The organism is Pseudobdellovibrionaceae bacterium, assembly GCA_020635075.1.
In the GTDB taxonomy this organism is placed as follows: Bacteria; Bdellovibrionota; Bdellovibrionia; order Bdellovibrionales; family UBA1609; genus JADZEO01.
Genome location: JACKAM010000002.1, coordinates 57782 through 74016 on the forward strand (window position 1 = coordinate 57782; position 16235 = coordinate 74016).

Below are 16235 nucleotides of genomic sequence, written 5' to 3' on the forward strand. Positions count from 1 at the left end.
ATTACACTTTCACCAGTTTGACGATTGTGTTGCGGGCACCGGGAACGGCTCCCCTAACAAACAAAACACCCTCTTTGGCATCCACATCTACAACCTGCAAGTTGCGAGTTGTGACGTTAACAAAACCATAGTGACCGGGCATTTTCCGACCAGGCATTACACGGGCCGGCTCTTTATTATTACCGATAGATCCAGGACGACGATGAGTGCCGGATCCGTGAGAGGCGCGGCCTCCACCAAAATCCCAGCGCTTCATGACACCAGCAAAACCACGTCCCTTGGTGCGAGCTGTGACGTTGATTGTGTCACCAGCAGACAGACTATTAATGTCGATCTTCTGACCCACTTCAATTCCCTCAGGGAGATCCTGACGAAACTCGCGAATGAACTCAGCACCGTTCTCAAAGCCAGCCTTGCTCAAGTGGTTCTTTGCGGCGTTGGTTGTACGAGAAGCTCTTTTGCTTCCGCAGGCGATTTGAACTGCAGTGTACCCGTCTTTGTCCTCGGTCTTAATCTGGGAAATAACCCATGGACGGTACTGCAACAAGGTGACAGGAACCGCTTCACCGTTTTCAAAAATCGTGGACATGCCGAGTTTGAACGCAAAAAGGCCGTTGAGCTTTACGCCTTCGGCTTGTTGCTGTTCGTTTGTGTTTTCTACCTCAGCGCTCATCGTAATACTCCATTACTCAGCTGATAATTTAATTTCCACATCAACACCCGCAGACAGGTCCAGCTTCATCAACTGATCAATGGTCTGCTGAGTGGGCTCAAGAATGTCGAGCAAACGCTTATGCGTACGGATTTCAAACTGCTCGCGAGACTTTTTATCGACGTGAGGAGAGCGCAAAACTGTGTAGCGGTTAATCGATGTCGGCAATGGAATCGGGCCGGCTACGCGAGCACCTGTTCTTCTGGCCGTGTCCACGATTTCACGAGTGGATTGATCCAGAAGCTTGTGATCAAAGGCTCTCAAACGAATACGAATCTTTTGACTCTGCATAACTCTCTCACTTTGGCTTAAAGACTCACCAAATTGTTAAAAAGACAAAGAAACCCCCTACTTAAGGGTCATCGACCTCCCAGTTTCGCGGCGAAATTTACTAATTTCAGCGACTTAGGAGTTTAAGACCCAAGGACGTATGGGGCTACAAGTCGGCGAGTATGCCCCTCGGCAATCTAGATTGTCAAAGGAATTCACCAGAAATTTCCAATAGAAGAAGACCTGCAAATCCCCATAGACAGGGGTTTTGAGCCCTATCGACCCAGGCCCTCAAGGATCTCCTTTTCCACCTTTGGGGGAACCGGCGCATATTCTTGAAATTCCATGCTAAAACTGGCTCGGCCCTGGCTCAAGGAGCGCAAGTCTGTGGCATAGCCAAATAGAGCCATAAGGGGCACTTCAGCCTTCACCACTTGATTGCCCCCTTTAGGGGACATGCTGTGAACCTTGCCCCGGCGGGCATTGAGATCGCCGATGGCATTACCCATAAATTCCTCAGGGGTAATGATTTCGACCTTAAAAATCGGCTCAAGGATTTGTGATTTCGCGGACTTGAGTCCATCACGAAGAGCATTGGCGGCAGCCACGCGAAAGGCCATTTCAGTGGACTCTTTGTCCCTGACCTCACCATCCGTGAGAGTCACCTTGATATCTACTAATTGGTAACCACCCAAGGCGCCCACTTCGGCTGCATCTTTGGCCCCTTTTTCTACCGCCTGAACGAATTCACGGGGAAAATCCTTCCCCATCTTGTTTTCAAACAGATAACCCTCACCCCGAGGCAATGGCTCCAGGTTCAAGCGTACCCGGGCGTATTGGTGTTGTCCGCCGATCTCGCGGTCAAAGGATCCTTCTCCCTTAACCCCGCCGACGATGGATTCGCGGAAGGCCACCTGGGGCTTACCCACGTTGGCTTTGACCTTGTGCTCCCTCAGGAGGCGGTCCACTAGAATCTCCAGGTGGAGTTCACCCATTCCGGATAGGAGCATCTGCCCCGTCTCCTGGTCCGTTCGCACACGGCAGGAAGGGTCCTCCTTCAGAAGAGCTTCAAGCCCAGACATCATTTTAGGCTGATCAGCCGTTGTTTTTGCCTCGATCGCAACTGAAATAACCGGCTCCGGATACTGGATAGGCTCCAGGGCTACCGGCCTCTTGATGTCGCAAAGCGTGTCCCCAGTGATGGTGTTTTTCAAGCCAATAACGGCGCCAATATCTCCCGCTTTTAGGACAGAGACTTCCTCCCTGGAGTTGGCGTGAAGCTTAACCAGCCGTTGAATTCTTTCTTTTTTGTTCTCGCGAACATTGAGTAGGGCCATTCCCTGCTTTATTTGACCTGAGTAGACACGGACGAATGTCATGGTACCGGCAAAACTATCCGAGGCGACCTTGAAGGCCAGGCTAGCCACTGGTTCATCGAAATCCGTGGGACATTCAATGGCCTTTTCCTCGTTTTCGGGATCAAAACCAACGATGGCCGGCACCTCCAAGGGGCTAGGCAAAAGAGACACCACCGCGTCCAACAGGGGCTGAACCCCCTTGTTGCGAAAGGCCGCACCACATAATACGGGGGTTGCCTTGAGCGAAATGGTTCCCTGGCGTAGGGCTTGGATCAGACTCTCAGTCGACATCTCCTCACCCTCAAGGTACCTCTCCATCAAAGAGTCATCAAACTCAACAATACGCTCGATCATCTGTTCCCGCTGAGCCTGGGCTTCATCAGCCAAATCAGCAGGAATCTCTTCGCTTTCGTACTTTTCCCCGAGGCCATCGCCCTTCCAAACCAGGGCCTTCATGGAGAGCAGATCCACCACTCCGACAAAGGCATCTTCACTGCCAATGGGGATTTGAATGGGTATGGGATTGGCTCCCAACTTGTCTCTTATTGTACCGACACTCATATAAAAATCAGCGCCGATTCGATCCATTTTATTAACAAAGCAAATCCGTGGAACTTTATACTTATCAGCCTGCCGCCAAACCGTCTCTGACTGGGGTTCAACCCCATTTACGCCGTCAAAAACAGCGATCGCACCATCTAAAACCCGAAGCGACCGCTCAACCTCAATGGTAAAGTCTACGTGTCCAGGTGTATCGATAATATTGATCCGATGATCCTGCCAAGCACAAGAGGTCGCCGCAGCAGTAATGGTAATGCCCCTTTCCTGCTCCTGCTCCATCCAGTCCATGGTGGCATCACCGTCATGGACCTCGCCAATTTTATGGCTTTTTCCGGAATAGTAGAGAATTCGCTCTGTCGTCGTGGTTTTACCGGCATCGATATGAGCCATGATCCCAATGTTACGGGTGAACTTGAGATCCTCTACCTTTTGTGGTTCTCCAGCTGGCATGTTTGGATCATATTCTGTCGGTTAACCGACGGCTTTACCAATTGTAGTGAGAGAATGCCTTGTTGGCTTCCGCCATGCGGTGCACATCCTCTTTCTTCTTAATGGCATTACCGCGATTGTTGTAAGCATCAACGATTTCGCCGGCAAGACGGCCAGCCATGGATTTCTCGCCACGCTCACGAGAGTAACCAACCATCCAGCGCATCGCCAAGGTCACGCGACGAGAAGGCCTTACATCAACAGGAACCTGATAAGTTGCTCCACCCACGCGGCGAGAACGAACTTCCAGAGAAGGCTTACAGTTTTCAACGGCCTTTTTAAACACTGTCAAAGGCTCTTCACCAGATACCTTTGTGCGAAGATCATCCAAAGCTGAATAGAAAACCTTTTGGGCAAGACTCTTCTTACCGCGCTCCATGAGCTTATTAATGAACTTGGCAACCAAGACATCATTGTAAACTGGATCTGGAGCAACTTCCCGCTTGTAACTACTTTTGCGACGAGACATATCCTTCTATCCTTATCCGAATTAGTTCTTCGGTCTCTTGGCGCCGTATTTAGAGCGACCTTGTTTTCTATTAGCCACACCCTGAGTGTCCAGTACACCACGAACAATATGGTAGCGAACACCGGGCAGGTCTTTCACACGACCACCACGGATCAGGACTACACTGTGCTCCTGAAGGTTGTGACCGATCCCAGGAATATAAGAGTTCACTTCAAAACCATTCGACAACCTTACCCGAGCCACTTTACGAAGTGCAGAGTTTGGCTTTTTAGGAGTCGTGGTAAATACGCGAGTACAAACGCCTCGACGCTGAGGACACCTGGTCAATGCAGGCGACTTTGATTTAGTCTTTTGAATACTACGTTGCTTACGAATCAACTGATTAATCGTTGGCATTTGTACCTCTAGCTACAGTCAAACGGAAAAGCCCGTCATTTCAATAGTTTGCGCTTGTTTCAGTAACATCGCAAAGCTTCCCCGTAACGAAGCATGCAAGCTACCGAATTTCGACCTCATCCGTCAACCCAAAATACCTAAAATCCCCTAAAATCAGGGGGTCAGGAGCTCCCAACCCCCAAATTCCTTAGGAATTCAGGCCCATGCTATGACTGGAGGCCATTCCGGACATCCCGCCAGGAAGTGCTGCAGACGGGGCCTCAATGGCCGTATCGTCCACTACAATTCTCCAGCGCTTATAAGAGGCCACACCTGTTCCAGCCGGAATCAGCCGTCCCATGATAATGTTCTCTTTCAAGCCGCGGAGGAAATCCGTCTTGGAATTCACGGCAGCCTCAGTCAGGACCTTAGTGGTCTCCTGGAAAGATGCTGCGGAAATCCAACTATCAGTGCTCAAGGAAACCTTGGTGATACCAAGTAAGAGAGGATCAGCAATTGCTGGCTGTCCGCCCTCGGCGATCACTCTTTCGTTTTCCTCTTCAAACAAATATCTTTCAACCTGCTCAGCATTGAGGAAAGGGGAGTCTCCAACGTCGGTGACTTCCACTTTTCTCATCATCTGGCGAACAATCACCTCGATGTGCTTATCATTGATTCCCACACCTTGCAGACGGTAGACCTCTTGGATCTCGTTCACCAGGTAGGCCGCCAGCTCCTTGTCTCCCAATACCTTGAGGATATCGTGAGGGTTGGTCGGTCCATCCATCAAAGCCTCACCAGCCTTAATGAATTCACCTTCGCGGACAGCTACGTGCTTCCCTTTGGGAATCAAATATTCTTTTTGCTCGCCAATCTCTGGTGTCACGATCACCCGCTGCTTACCCTTGACGTCTTTACCAAAGGTTACATAGCCATCGATCTCAGAGATAATTGCACTCTCTTTGGGTTTTCGAGCCTCAAAAAGTTCAGCCACACGAGGAAGACCACCCGTAATGTCACGGGTTTTTGTCGTTTCCCGGTGAATCTTGGCAATCACATCTCCAGCGTGAATTTCCTCATTGTCAGAAACCAGAAGCTGGGCTCCAACCGGAATCACATAGCGAGCAGGAATGTTTCTGTTTGGCAGGTTCAACGAGCCACCGTCCTGATCTACCAGGTAAACGGTTGGCTTGTTGTCGCCCGATTTGGAATCCGTGATCACCTTTGTGGCAAATCCAGTTACTGGGTCCACCTGCTCAGCCATTGTGACACCCTCTTCGATGTCAGCAAACTGAACCTTGGCTGTCAGATCGGCAATAATCGGATTCGAGTAGGGATCCCACTCAGCAATAACATCACCCTTCTTGATGTCTGAGCCCTCTTTGAAGTTCATGATAGATCCATAGACCAGCTTGAACTTCTCACGCTCACGACCAGTGTCGTCGATGATAATCGCTTCACCGTTGCGGTTCATAACTGTCAATCGACCGGCGCGGTTCTCAACCACGTTGACCCCTTCGATTTTCAGTTTACCTTCGTAACGGGCGGTGTGAACTGATTGCTCTACTGCGCGAGAGGCCGTTCCACCTAGGTGGAAAGTTCTCATTGTCAGCTGAGTACCAGGCTCACCAATTGACTGAGCGGCGATAATTCCCACCGCTTCACCCAAGTTCACGGTAGCACCACGGGCCAAATCACGACCATAACACTTTACGCACACGCCACGGCGGGTACGACAAGTAAGCACTGAACGAATTTTGACGTTCTCAATTCCCGCATCATCGATCTTTTTGACCAGGTCTTCTGTCAATTCATCATTCGCACGAACGATGACCTCTTCCGTGTAAGGATCAACAATGTCATCCAGTGCCACACGACCCAAAATTCGGTCGCCCAAAGGCTGAATCACTTCACCACCTTCAAGGAGAGGACGAACAATCATGCCATCTGTTGTGCCGCAATCAATTTGCGTTACGATCACATCTTGGGCGACATCCACCAAACGACGCGTCAGATATCCTGAGTTTGCCGTCTTAAGTGCAGTATCCGCCAAACCTTTTCGCGCTCCGTGAGTCGAAATGAAGTACTGGAGAACCGTCAGGCCCTCGCGGAAATTTGCCGTAATAGGGGTCTCAATAATCTCACCTGAGGGTTTCGCCATCAGTCCCCGCATTCCAGCCAACTGACGGATCTGAGCTGCGGAACCCCGCGCACCAGAGTCAGCCATGATGAAAATCGGGTTAAAACTGGCACTCTCAACTTGGCTACCTTCAACCTCAAAGGACTCAGTCTCCAGGTTGCTCATCATCTCTTTGGCAACCTTGTCACCAGCCTGGGCCCATATATCTACAACCTTGTTATAGCGCTCACCATCAGTAATCAGACCCTCGTCGTACTGCTGACGAATTTCCGAAACAGAAGATTCCGCATCCTTCAGAATTGTGTTCTTGCCATCTGGAATGACCAAGTCGTCGATACAAATGGAAATACCGGCTAAAGTTGAATACTTAAATCCCATCTCCATGATCTTATCGGCCAAAATTACCGTCGCTTTGGCCCCGGACAAACGGAAGGATCGGTCAATCAGTTCAGCAATAGCCTTCTTGTTCATCACCCGGTTAACAGCTGAGAAAGGAACACCCTTAGGAACGATATCACTTATGATCGAGCGTCCAACTGTCGTTTCAACCACTTTGCCATGCAAACGACACCTAATAGCCGCCTGAAGATCAACCACACCTGTATCAAAGGCATAGAGAACTTCCTGAACACTACTAAACACCTTGTTGGTTCCACGAGCACCCGGACGACTACGAGTCATCCAGTAAATTCCCATCACGATATCCTGAGAGGGATTGATGATCGGTTTACCGTTGGCAGGGCTTAAGACGTTATTGGTCGACATCATGAGTACTCGGGCCTCAACCTGTGCCTCCACAGACAGGGGCACATGCACAGCCATCTGGTCTCCGTCAAAGTCCGCGTTAAACGCTGTACACACCAGGGGATGCAGCTGAATGGCTTTCCCTTCGTGCAAAACCGGCTCAAAAGCCTGAATACCCAAACGGTGAAGGGTCGGGGCTCGATTAAGCAGTACCGGGTGTTCTTTCACACAGTCAGAAAGAATATCCCACACTTCTACGGTTTCCTGCTCAACCAACTTTTTGGCCTGCTTGATCGTGCTGGCCAGTCCCCGCTCTTCGAGTTTGTTATAAACAAAGGGCTTGAACAGTTCCAGAGCCATCTTCTTTGGCAATCCACACTGATGTAATTTCAGGTTGGGACCAACGACGATCACTGAACGACCGGAGTAGTCCACACGCTTACCAAGAAGGTTCTGACGGAAACGACCCTGCTTTCCTTTAAGCATATCACTTAAAGAACGGAGGGGACGCTTGTTCGGACCAGTGAAGGTCTTACCACGGCGACCGTTATCCAGAAGGGCATCTACAGACTCCTGAAGCATCCGCTTTTCGTTACGGATAATGATATCAGGAGCGTTGAGCTCCTGAAGACGCTTCAGGCGATTGTTTCTGTTGATCACTCGACGATAAAGATCGTTCAAATCAGAGGTGGCGAAACGACCGCCATCCAAAGGTACTAGCGGACGCAGGTCCGGAGGAATCACAGGAAGAGACTCGAGCATCATCCATTCAGGCTTGTTACTAGACCCCTTAAAGGCCTCTACAACCTTGAGACGCTTGGTCAGCTTTTTGATCTGTGCCTCAGATTTGGTCTCTTTAAGGTCCATGCGGAGTTTGCGGGAAAGGTACTCAGAATCCACCTTTCTCAACATTTCGCGAATGGCAACTCCACCCATACCGGCCTTGAAGTTAGGGCCAAACTCATTAAGAGCATTTTGATAACTCTCTTCAGAGAGAATCTGATTCTCTTCCAGAGTTGTTTCCTGAGGATCCAGCACCACATAGGCTTCGCAGTAAAGAATCCGCTCAACGTCCTTCAGGGACAGATCGAGCAGGTTTCCGATACGGCTAGGAAGAGAACGCAAAAACCATATGTGGGCAACCGGAGTCGCCAATTCAATGTGTCCCATGCGCTCACGGCGGACCTTACTCTGTGTGACTTCAACACCACACTTTTCACAGATCACACCGCGGTACTTCATCCGCTTATATTTACCGCAAAGACATTCGTAATCCTTAATCGGACCAAAAATCTTGGCGCAAAAAAGACCGTCACGTTCGGGCTTAAATGTCCGGTAGTTAATGGTCTCCGGCTTTTTAACCTCACCATGTGACCAGTCCCGAATCATTTCGGGAGAGGCCAGGGAGATTCTAACGGCATCAAAAGAAAGAGGATCTTTTGGTTTATCGAAGAAATTCAATAGATCTTTCAAGGTATCTCTCCCTTCCCTTACTGCTCAACAGTGTTGTGAGGTTTCTCAGTCAAAATGTCGGACTCAATAAGTTCAACATTTAGAGCCAAGCTCTGCAGTTCTTTGACCAACACGTTAAAGGATTCAGGAAGTCCTGGTTCCAGAACATTCTCACCTTTAACAATGCTTTCATACATCCTTGTTCTTCCTGCGACGTCGTCTGACTTCACTGTCAGGAACTCCTGCAGAGAATAAGCCGCACCGTAGGCTTCAATTGCCCAGACTTCCATCTCTCCCAACCTCTGGCCTCCAAATTGGGCTTTACCACCCAAAGGCTGTTGAGAAACAAGGGAGTAAGGACCAATCGAACGAGCGTGGATCTTCTCCTCAACAAGGTGATGCAGTTTCAACATATACATAATTCCGACCGTCACTGGGGTCTGGAAGGGAATGCCCGTCCGACCATCAAACAGTACGGTCTGGCCCGTCGACGGCAGGTTTGCTTTGGCCAAGAAGTCTTTAACATCTTTCTCCTTGGCTCCATCAAACACTGGAGTTGCCACGTGAACTCCATGAGAAAGACGTTTCATCATCTTCTTCATAGAAAGCTCATCGGCATCATCGATCTTTTTGGTAATTGGCTCCAGCTCGTAAACATCTTTTAGGAAGTTCCTTGCTTCACCATCATTGTATTTCTCCAGCATCTCACCAATCTGTTTGCCGAGCGAATGAGCCGCCCAACCCAGGTGAACCTCAAGAATTTGACCAATGTTCATCCGCGAAGGTACGCCGAGTGGATTTAATACCATGTCCACCGGAGTTCCATCGGCCAGGAAGGGCATGTCCTCTTCTGGAAGAACCTTGGACACCACACCTTTGTTCCCGTGTCGACCAGCAAACTTGTCACCCACCTGAAGCTTGCGCTTAATGGCGATGTAGACCTTTACCATCTTGATCACGCCCGGGGGTAACTCATCACCCTTCTTTAGGCGCTCAATCTTTTCATTGAATACCATCTTGATGGCTTCAAGCTGGTTTCTGGCCGCGTCAATGATTCTCGTACACTGATATTCCAACTCGCTCTCAAGAGGAATGTAGGCCAACAGTTCAAATGGAATGGTTTCCAAGTCTTCGTTGGTAATCTCCTGCCCTTTGGAAAGAAGCTTCACAGAGCCATCCTCGTTCAAAAGAACTCCGGTCGTCTTTTTGTTGACCAACAGATCCTTGAGCTTATCCAAGGCATTCAGACGAATGACGTTTTGCTCGACGTCGAAGTCTTTCTCCAACTTCAGACGCTTTTCCTCGATAATTAGCTGTAAACGCTCGTCCCGGTCAGAGCCTTCGCGACTATAAACCTGAGCATCGATTACAGTTCCGTAAACGCCCGAGGGAACCCGCAATGAGGTATCGCGCACGTCTCCAGCTTTTTCACCAAAGATCGCCCGCAAGAGCTTTTCCTCAGGCGAAAGCTGAGTCTCACCTTTAGGAGTCACCTTACCAACCATGATGTCGCCAGGGCCGACCTCAGCACCAATACGGATAATACCGCTGGCATCCAGATCTTTTAGGGCCTCTTCACCCACGTTGGCAATATCGCGAGTGATCTCTTCTTTACCCAACTTGGTATCACGAGCCACACACTCAAACTCTTCGATATGAATAGATGTGTAAGTGTCATCTTTAATGAGGCGCTCAGAAATCAGGATCGAGTCCTCAAAGTTGTAACCCATCCAAGGTGTAAACGCGACCAGGATATTCTGGCCCAGAGCAAGCTCACCCAACTCGGTGGAAGGACCGTCAGCGATCACATCCCCCCGCTTCACCCGATCACCAACCGAAACAATTGGCTTTTGATTAAAGCAGGTATTTTGATTGGTTCGCTGATACTTTGTCAGGTTGTAAATGTCGACGTTGGCACCCAATTCACCACCTTTGGCAAATCGGCGGACAACAACTCGTCCCGCATCAACGCCTTCAACAATACCATCATTTGTACACACCACACTGGTTCCAGAGTCACGAGCGACATAGTGCTCAACACCCGTACCTACTAGCGGCGCACGAGAGCGCAACAAAGGCACCGCCTGCCGTTGCATGTTCGATCCCATCAAGGCACGGTTCGCATCATCGTGCTCAAGGAAGGGGATCAAAGAGGCTGCAATCGACACCAGCTGGCTGGGCGATACGTCCATCAGGCTCACTTTGTCCTTTTCAACAAGCTCGTATTCACCGTTCACCCGAACCGTATAGTGCTCCCCAAAAACATCCTTCTCTGCCGAAAAAGCTCCGGCCTGGGCCACATTGTGCCCCTGCTCCTCAAGAGCTGACATATAGGAAATATCAGTAGAAACTTTGCCGTCCTCAACCTTGCGGTAGGGGGTTTCGATAAAGCCATAGTTGTTAATTCGCGCATAGGTTGCGAGCGAGGCAATCAAACCAATGTTTGGTCCCTCAGGGGTCTCAATCGGACAGATTCGACCGTAGTGGGTCGGGTGAACGTCACGAACTTCGAAGCCCGCTCGGTCACGTGTCAAACCACCAGGTCCAAGGGCCGACAAACGGCGCTTGTGGGTGATTTCAGACAAAGGATTGGTTTGATCCATAAACTGTGACAACTGGCTGGAACCGAAGAACTCTTTTACAACGGCGTTGACCGGTTTGGCGTTAACCAGGTCGTGAGGCATCATGGATTCAACGTCCTGAAGACTCATGCGCTCGCGAATCGCCCGCTCCATGCGGACCAATCCAATGCGGTATTGGTTTTCAAGCAGTTCACCCACGGAACGAACACGACGGTTACCCAAGTGGTCAATATCGTCAATGCGACCCTGACCGTTCTTCAATTCGATTAGGGTGCCCACAACGCTCATTATATCCTTGTTAGTGAGCGTACGATGATCAACAGGACACTCATCAAAAGGAATATTGAAGCGATGGTTAATCTTCAATCGACCCACTTCACTTAAGTCGTAGGTCTCAGGATCGAAAAATAGGCGCTGAAACAGGTTCTCTGCTGCTTCTGGAGTTGGAGGTTCACCTGGTCGCAATCTCTTATAGATTTCGAGCAGAGACTCTTCACGAGTCGTTACCTTGTCAATCAACAGAGTGTTGCGTAGGAAGGGGCCTACTGCCAAACCATCAAAAAAGATCATCTTAAATTCGCTGATTCCGGCCTCATGAGCTCGATCCAGATAGTCACCGGACATCTCGCTGTTGGCATCGGCGATGATCTCACCGGTGGTTTCATCGATAATGGGTTTGGCTACAACTTTGCCTTCCAAGTCCTCACGAGAGATTTCAATCTCAGTCAGATTCAACTGTTGAACCTTTTTAACTGAAGCCCTGGTAATCCGGCGACCCGCCTTAACCAGAGTTTCTCCGGAGTTGGGATCAATGATATCAGACAGTGCCCGCTGACCAGCCATCTTCTCGATGTCCAATCCACGCAAGTACTTGCCTTCTTTAGTGCGGCGGACCGTCACTAGGTCATAATACATTTCAAGAAGATCTTCAGTCGTGTGTCCAAGTGCCTTCAAGAGAACGGTCACTGGGAACTTACGTCGGCGATCAATGCGCACGTAAACGAGATCTTTCTGATCAAATTCAAAATCCAACCATGATCCGCGGTAGGGGATCACCCGAGCGGAATAAATCAACTTTCCGCTGGCGTTATTCTTTCCGCCATCATGATCAAAAAACACACCGGGTGAGCGATGCAATTGGCTCACAACAACGCGCTCTGTACCATTGATGATAAAAGAGCCATTCGCCGTCATCAGGGGAATTTCACCCAGATAAACTTCCTGCTCTTTCACATCGCGAATGCTGCGAGCCTCAGTCTCCTCATCGACATCGAAAACGATGAGTCGCAGGGTCACCTTGATTGGAGCAGCGTAGGTCATACCCCGCTGGCGACATTCATCAACGTCGTACTTAGGAGGCTCCAGCGTATAGGAGACAAACTCCAGGCTGGCCGTATTATTAAAATCTGAAATCGGAAATACCGATTTAAAAACTCCATTTAAACCCTGGATACCACGGCGGTCCGGGTCCATTTCCTTCTGCAGGAATTCCTCGTATGATTTTTTCTGGAGTTCAATAAGATTGGGAATATCAATCAGGCCCTGGGTTCTAGCATAACTACGTCTCAGACGTAAGTTAGATGCTGTGACTGGAGTGTTACCCATTCCTTCTCCTTCTTTCCTAAAAAAGTCTCTCGATCCCTAATTTCGCTTTTTGGTCTCTAAACTGGCGGAGTCCAAAAAAAGACTCCGCCATATGTTACCGAATACAATCGATCAATTACTTGATCTCTACAGTGGCTCCAGCCTTAGTCAGAACGTCCTTCATTTTGTCGGCTTCTTCCTTAGTGGCGCCTTCTTTCAGAGCTTTGGGAGCACTTTCAACCAGGTCTTTGGCTTCTTTCAATCCAAGACCAGTTAAAGCACGCACTTCCTTAATCACGCCAATTTTATTGGAACCAGCGCTAGCAAGGATGACGTCGAATTCAGTCTTCTCCTCAGCAGGAGCAGCGGCAGCAGCACCAGCCACAGCAACAGCAGCAGGAGCAGCGGCGCTAACGCCCCACTTCTCTTCAAGATCTTTAATCATTTCGGCCAGCTCAATCACTGGCATATTAGAAAGAAAATCAATTACTTCTTCTTTATTTAAGGCCATTTTATCCTCCAAAAATTTTCAAAAATTCAAACTTGTTACAGTTACTCTTCTCACGCTTGCTTGTCTTTGTAGGCGCTGAGCACGCGTGCAAATCCACCAGGAACAGCTTCCAGCGTACGAACGAATTTGCCCATCGGAGCTTGTAGAAGTCCCAGGAACTGGGCTCTAAGCTGCTCTTTTGAGGGCAAGGTTGCCAGGTACTTGATCCTGGCTTCGTCCAACGCGGTTCCGTCCATAACACCTGACTTTACCTGGAGCTCTTCCACGTCTTTGCTAAAGTCAGCCAGCAGCTTCGCAGGAGCGCTGACGTCATCGTAAGCAAAAACAATGGCATTGGTCCCCACAAACTGGTCTTTTAGTGCAGACTCAGATTCTGGGTGATCCATAAGTGCCCGGCGGGCCAAGGTGTTGCGAACCACCCGCATCTCCGATTGGAGTGGGTGTAGCTGCTTACGCAAACTGGTGACCTCTTCAACAGTTAATCCTTTGAAGTCGACCAGGAAAGCAGCTTTCGCTCTGGCGAACCGTTCAGAAATCTGACTGATTTCTTGCGCCTTATCGGCTCTAGTCATCATACGGTTCTAACCTCCCTTCCTATGTTACGCCGCATATCAGATAACGAAGAGAGGGTCCTAAAAATGGCCTTCACTCGCTTGTCTCGGCAGGATGAGTTCTCGCTCGATTAAGCCCGAAGGCTCCTACTGTCTCTGACTGCGAACAATGCAGTTAATGTTAATACAACCTAAATCAAACCAAACTCTGGGTCTCAGCGATATCCAGCCGAACACCAGGTCCCATAGTGGAAGCTACTGAAATCCCGCGCAGGTAATTTCCCTTGCTGGATGCCGGCTTTGCTTTCACCAGAGCACTCATAAATGCCACGTAGTTTTCTTTCAATTTGTCCGCACCCATGGACTTGCGGCCGATGGTGGCGTGAACAATTCCAGCCTTATCTACGCGGAACGCCAGTTTCCCCTTCTTCTCCGCCTCAACCGCTGGTCCAACAGTCATAGTCACTGTTCCCACTTTTGGGTTCGGCATCAATCCACGGGGCCCAAGAATTTTAGCTACCTTGGAAACGGTAGCCATCATATCGGGAGTGGCGAGGCACTTATCAAAATCCAACCAGCCGCCTTGAATCTTTTCGACTAGATCATCGGCGCCCACAAAGTCGGCACCAGCCTCTTTCGCTTCGGCCTCTTTAGGGCCCTTAGCAAAAACTACTACGCGAACGGCCTTTCCCAAGCCATTGGGAAGAGAGACTGCTCCACGAACTTGCTGATCCGATTGCTTTGGGTCCACACCGAGGCGAACTGCAACGTCTACTGATTCATCAAACTTGGCCTTCGCAGACTCGACCACGAGGCTAAGAGCCTCAGCGACGGGATAGCGGTTGGCTGAATCAATTTTTTCACTCGAACTTCGGTAATTCTTTCCTTTTTTAGCCATTTCTGCCTCCGCTTACTTAACTTCTAAGCCCATGCTCTTGGCTGTTCCGATAACCTGAGCCATCGCCGATTCAACTGAAATACAGTTGAGATCAGGAATCTTGGTCTCAGCGATCTCTTTTACAGCCGCCATGGTGACGGTTCCACATTTGTCCTTCTGGGGCATTTTCGATCCACTTTGAATCTTTGCTGCCTTTTTCAAAAGAACTGATACCGGGGGCGTTTTGGTGATGAAGGAAAACGATCGGTCCTGATAAACAGTAATGATCACAGGGATGATGGTGTCACCAACCTTCTGTGTCTTTGCATTAAACTGCTTACAGAAATCCATGATGTTAACCCCATGCTGGCCGAGCGCCGGTCCAACGGGAGGTGCCGGATTGGCCTTCCCTGCCGGTATCTGTAACTTAATTTGTCCTGTTACTTTTTTTGCCATTTCCCACTCCTAGCAAGTGAGGGTTTGTTAATAAAAACTCTTACTTCTTGTTTCGATCAGGCCTTTTCCACCTGAATAAAATCCAATTCAACCGGAGTGGGACGACCAAAGATGCTAACCAGCACTTTGACCTTACCTTTCTCCTCATTGATCTCCTCAACCGTTCCGTTAAAGTTGCTAAACGGACCGTCGATCACCATAACCGACTCGCCCAGCGAGAAGGTAACTTTTGGCTTGGCCTTTTCCAGGCCGGTTTCTATCTGCTGAGTGATTCTCAGCACTTCATGCTCAGGCACTTCAGGTGGGCGGTTATTTGTACCGCCGCCAACAAAGCCGGTAACTTTCGCCGACCCCTTTACCAAGTGCCAAGTATCATCGCTCAAGTTCATGTTGACGAAAATATAGCCGGGAAAAAACTTGCGCGAACGGGTCGCCTTTTTGCCTTTTACCAACTCCACAACATTCTCAGAAGGGATGAGGATTTCTCCAAACAACTCGTCTTTGCCAAGATCTCTAACACGCTTTTCGATGGACGCCTTTGCTGTGGCCTCACACCCTGTATGCGTATTGACGATGTACCATTTCTTATCCACGACCACTTCCCTGTCAGTTAATGAACATCTTGATAAGGTTTCGGGACACAAAATCAAACACTCCCAAAAGAGTTCCAGAAATGAGAAGCATGACACAGGTCACAATGGTCATCGCCGAAGTGTCTCGCCGAGAGGGCCATACCACCTTGCGAATCTCCACAACCACTTCATCGGCCCACAAAACGACCTTGGAGTTGAATTGCAGACACGCGAAAGTAATCAGGCCAACAGCAACAGGTAAACCATGGGCCACAATGTCCATGGAGCGAAACCGTGCCACAGCACCGATCGTCGCCGCCAAGGAATCGAGCAACACGTCGACGACCAAGGCCGCCACGAAGGCCGTTACAACAAAGGCAACAGTCATGATTTTTTTAGTGCTATTATCCATATATAACCACCGTCTTTCAGCTCTCAGTTGGCAGGGTAGGTAGGATTCGAACCTACAACCTACGGATTTGGAGTCCGTTGCTCTACCAATTAGAGCTACTACCCTCCGAAACACATATAG

General features: G+C 49.5%; 13 protein-coding genes and 1 tRNA gene. All 14 read right to left on the reverse strand.

Annotated features, from left to right (window positions below):
* Position 1: 1 nt before the first annotated feature.
* Positions 2-673, reverse strand: coding sequence for a 50S ribosomal protein L3 (rplC, locus tag H6624_10005; GenBank protein ID MCB9084671.1), 672 nt, complete (start codon positions 671-673; stop codon positions 2-4).
* 12 nt (positions 674-685) lie between these two features.
* Positions 686-1003, reverse strand: coding sequence for a 30S ribosomal protein S10 (rpsJ, locus tag H6624_10010; protein MCB9084672.1), 318 nt, complete (start codon positions 1001-1003; stop codon positions 686-688).
* A 254-nt stretch (positions 1004-1257) separates the two neighbouring features.
* Positions 1258-3351: an elongation factor G gene (gene fusA, locus H6624_10015; protein MCB9084673.1), complete on the reverse strand. Its 2094-nt coding sequence runs from the start codon at positions 3349-3351 to the stop codon at positions 1258-1260.
* A gap of 34 nt (positions 3352-3385) precedes the next feature.
* Entirely contained in the window at positions 3386-3859 is a 474-nt protein-coding gene (gene rpsG / locus H6624_10020; protein ID MCB9084674.1) for a 30S ribosomal protein S7, read from the reverse strand.
* 21 nt (positions 3860-3880) lie between these two features.
* Entirely contained in the window at positions 3881-4255 is a 375-nt protein-coding gene (locus H6624_10025; protein ID MCB9084675.1) for a 30S ribosomal protein S12, read from the reverse strand.
* A gap of 187 nt (positions 4256-4442) precedes the next feature.
* Entirely contained in the window at positions 4443-8591 is a 4149-nt protein-coding gene (rpoC, locus tag H6624_10030; GenBank protein ID MCB9084676.1) for a DNA-directed RNA polymerase subunit beta', read from the reverse strand.
* 17 nt (positions 8592-8608) lie between these two features.
* Positions 8609-12757: a DNA-directed RNA polymerase subunit beta gene (rpoB, locus tag H6624_10035; GenBank protein MCB9084677.1), complete on the reverse strand. Its 4149-nt coding sequence runs from the start codon at positions 12755-12757 to the stop codon at positions 8609-8611.
* A gap of 115 nt (positions 12758-12872) precedes the next feature.
* Positions 12873-13247: a 50S ribosomal protein L7/L12 gene (gene rplL, locus H6624_10040; GenBank protein MCB9084678.1), complete on the reverse strand. Its 375-nt coding sequence runs from the start codon at positions 13245-13247 to the stop codon at positions 12873-12875.
* A 50-nt stretch (positions 13248-13297) separates the two neighbouring features.
* Positions 13298-13822 carry a 50S ribosomal protein L10 gene (gene rplJ / locus H6624_10045; protein MCB9084679.1) on the reverse strand — a complete coding sequence of 175 codons (525 nt, stop codon included), beginning with the start codon at positions 13820-13822 and terminating at the stop codon, positions 13298-13300.
* Positions 13823-13994: 172 nt separating this feature from the next.
* Positions 13995-14696, reverse strand: a complete 702-nt coding sequence (locus tag H6624_10050) for a 50S ribosomal protein L1 (protein ID MCB9084680.1) — start codon at positions 14694-14696, stop codon at positions 13995-13997.
* Between the two features lie 12 nt (positions 14697-14708).
* The gene (gene rplK / locus H6624_10055) at positions 14709-15131 is read right to left on the reverse strand and encodes a 50S ribosomal protein L11 (GenBank protein MCB9084681.1); all 423 of its coding nucleotides are present in this window, start codon (positions 15129-15131) and stop codon (positions 14709-14711) included.
* Positions 15132-15187: 56 nt separating this feature from the next.
* Positions 15188-15724 carry a transcription termination/antitermination protein NusG gene (gene nusG / locus H6624_10060; GenBank protein ID MCB9084682.1) on the reverse strand — a complete coding sequence of 179 codons (537 nt, stop codon included), beginning with the start codon at positions 15722-15724 and terminating at the stop codon, positions 15188-15190.
* Positions 15725-15737: 13 nt separating this feature from the next.
* A complete protein-coding gene (secE, locus tag H6624_10065) occupies positions 15738-16115 on the reverse strand; it encodes a preprotein translocase subunit SecE (protein MCB9084683.1) in 378 nt (125 codons plus the stop codon).
* 28 nt (positions 16116-16143) lie between these two features.
* Positions 16144-16220 (reverse strand) — tRNA-Trp (locus H6624_10070).
* Positions 16221-16235 lie beyond the last annotated feature (15 nt).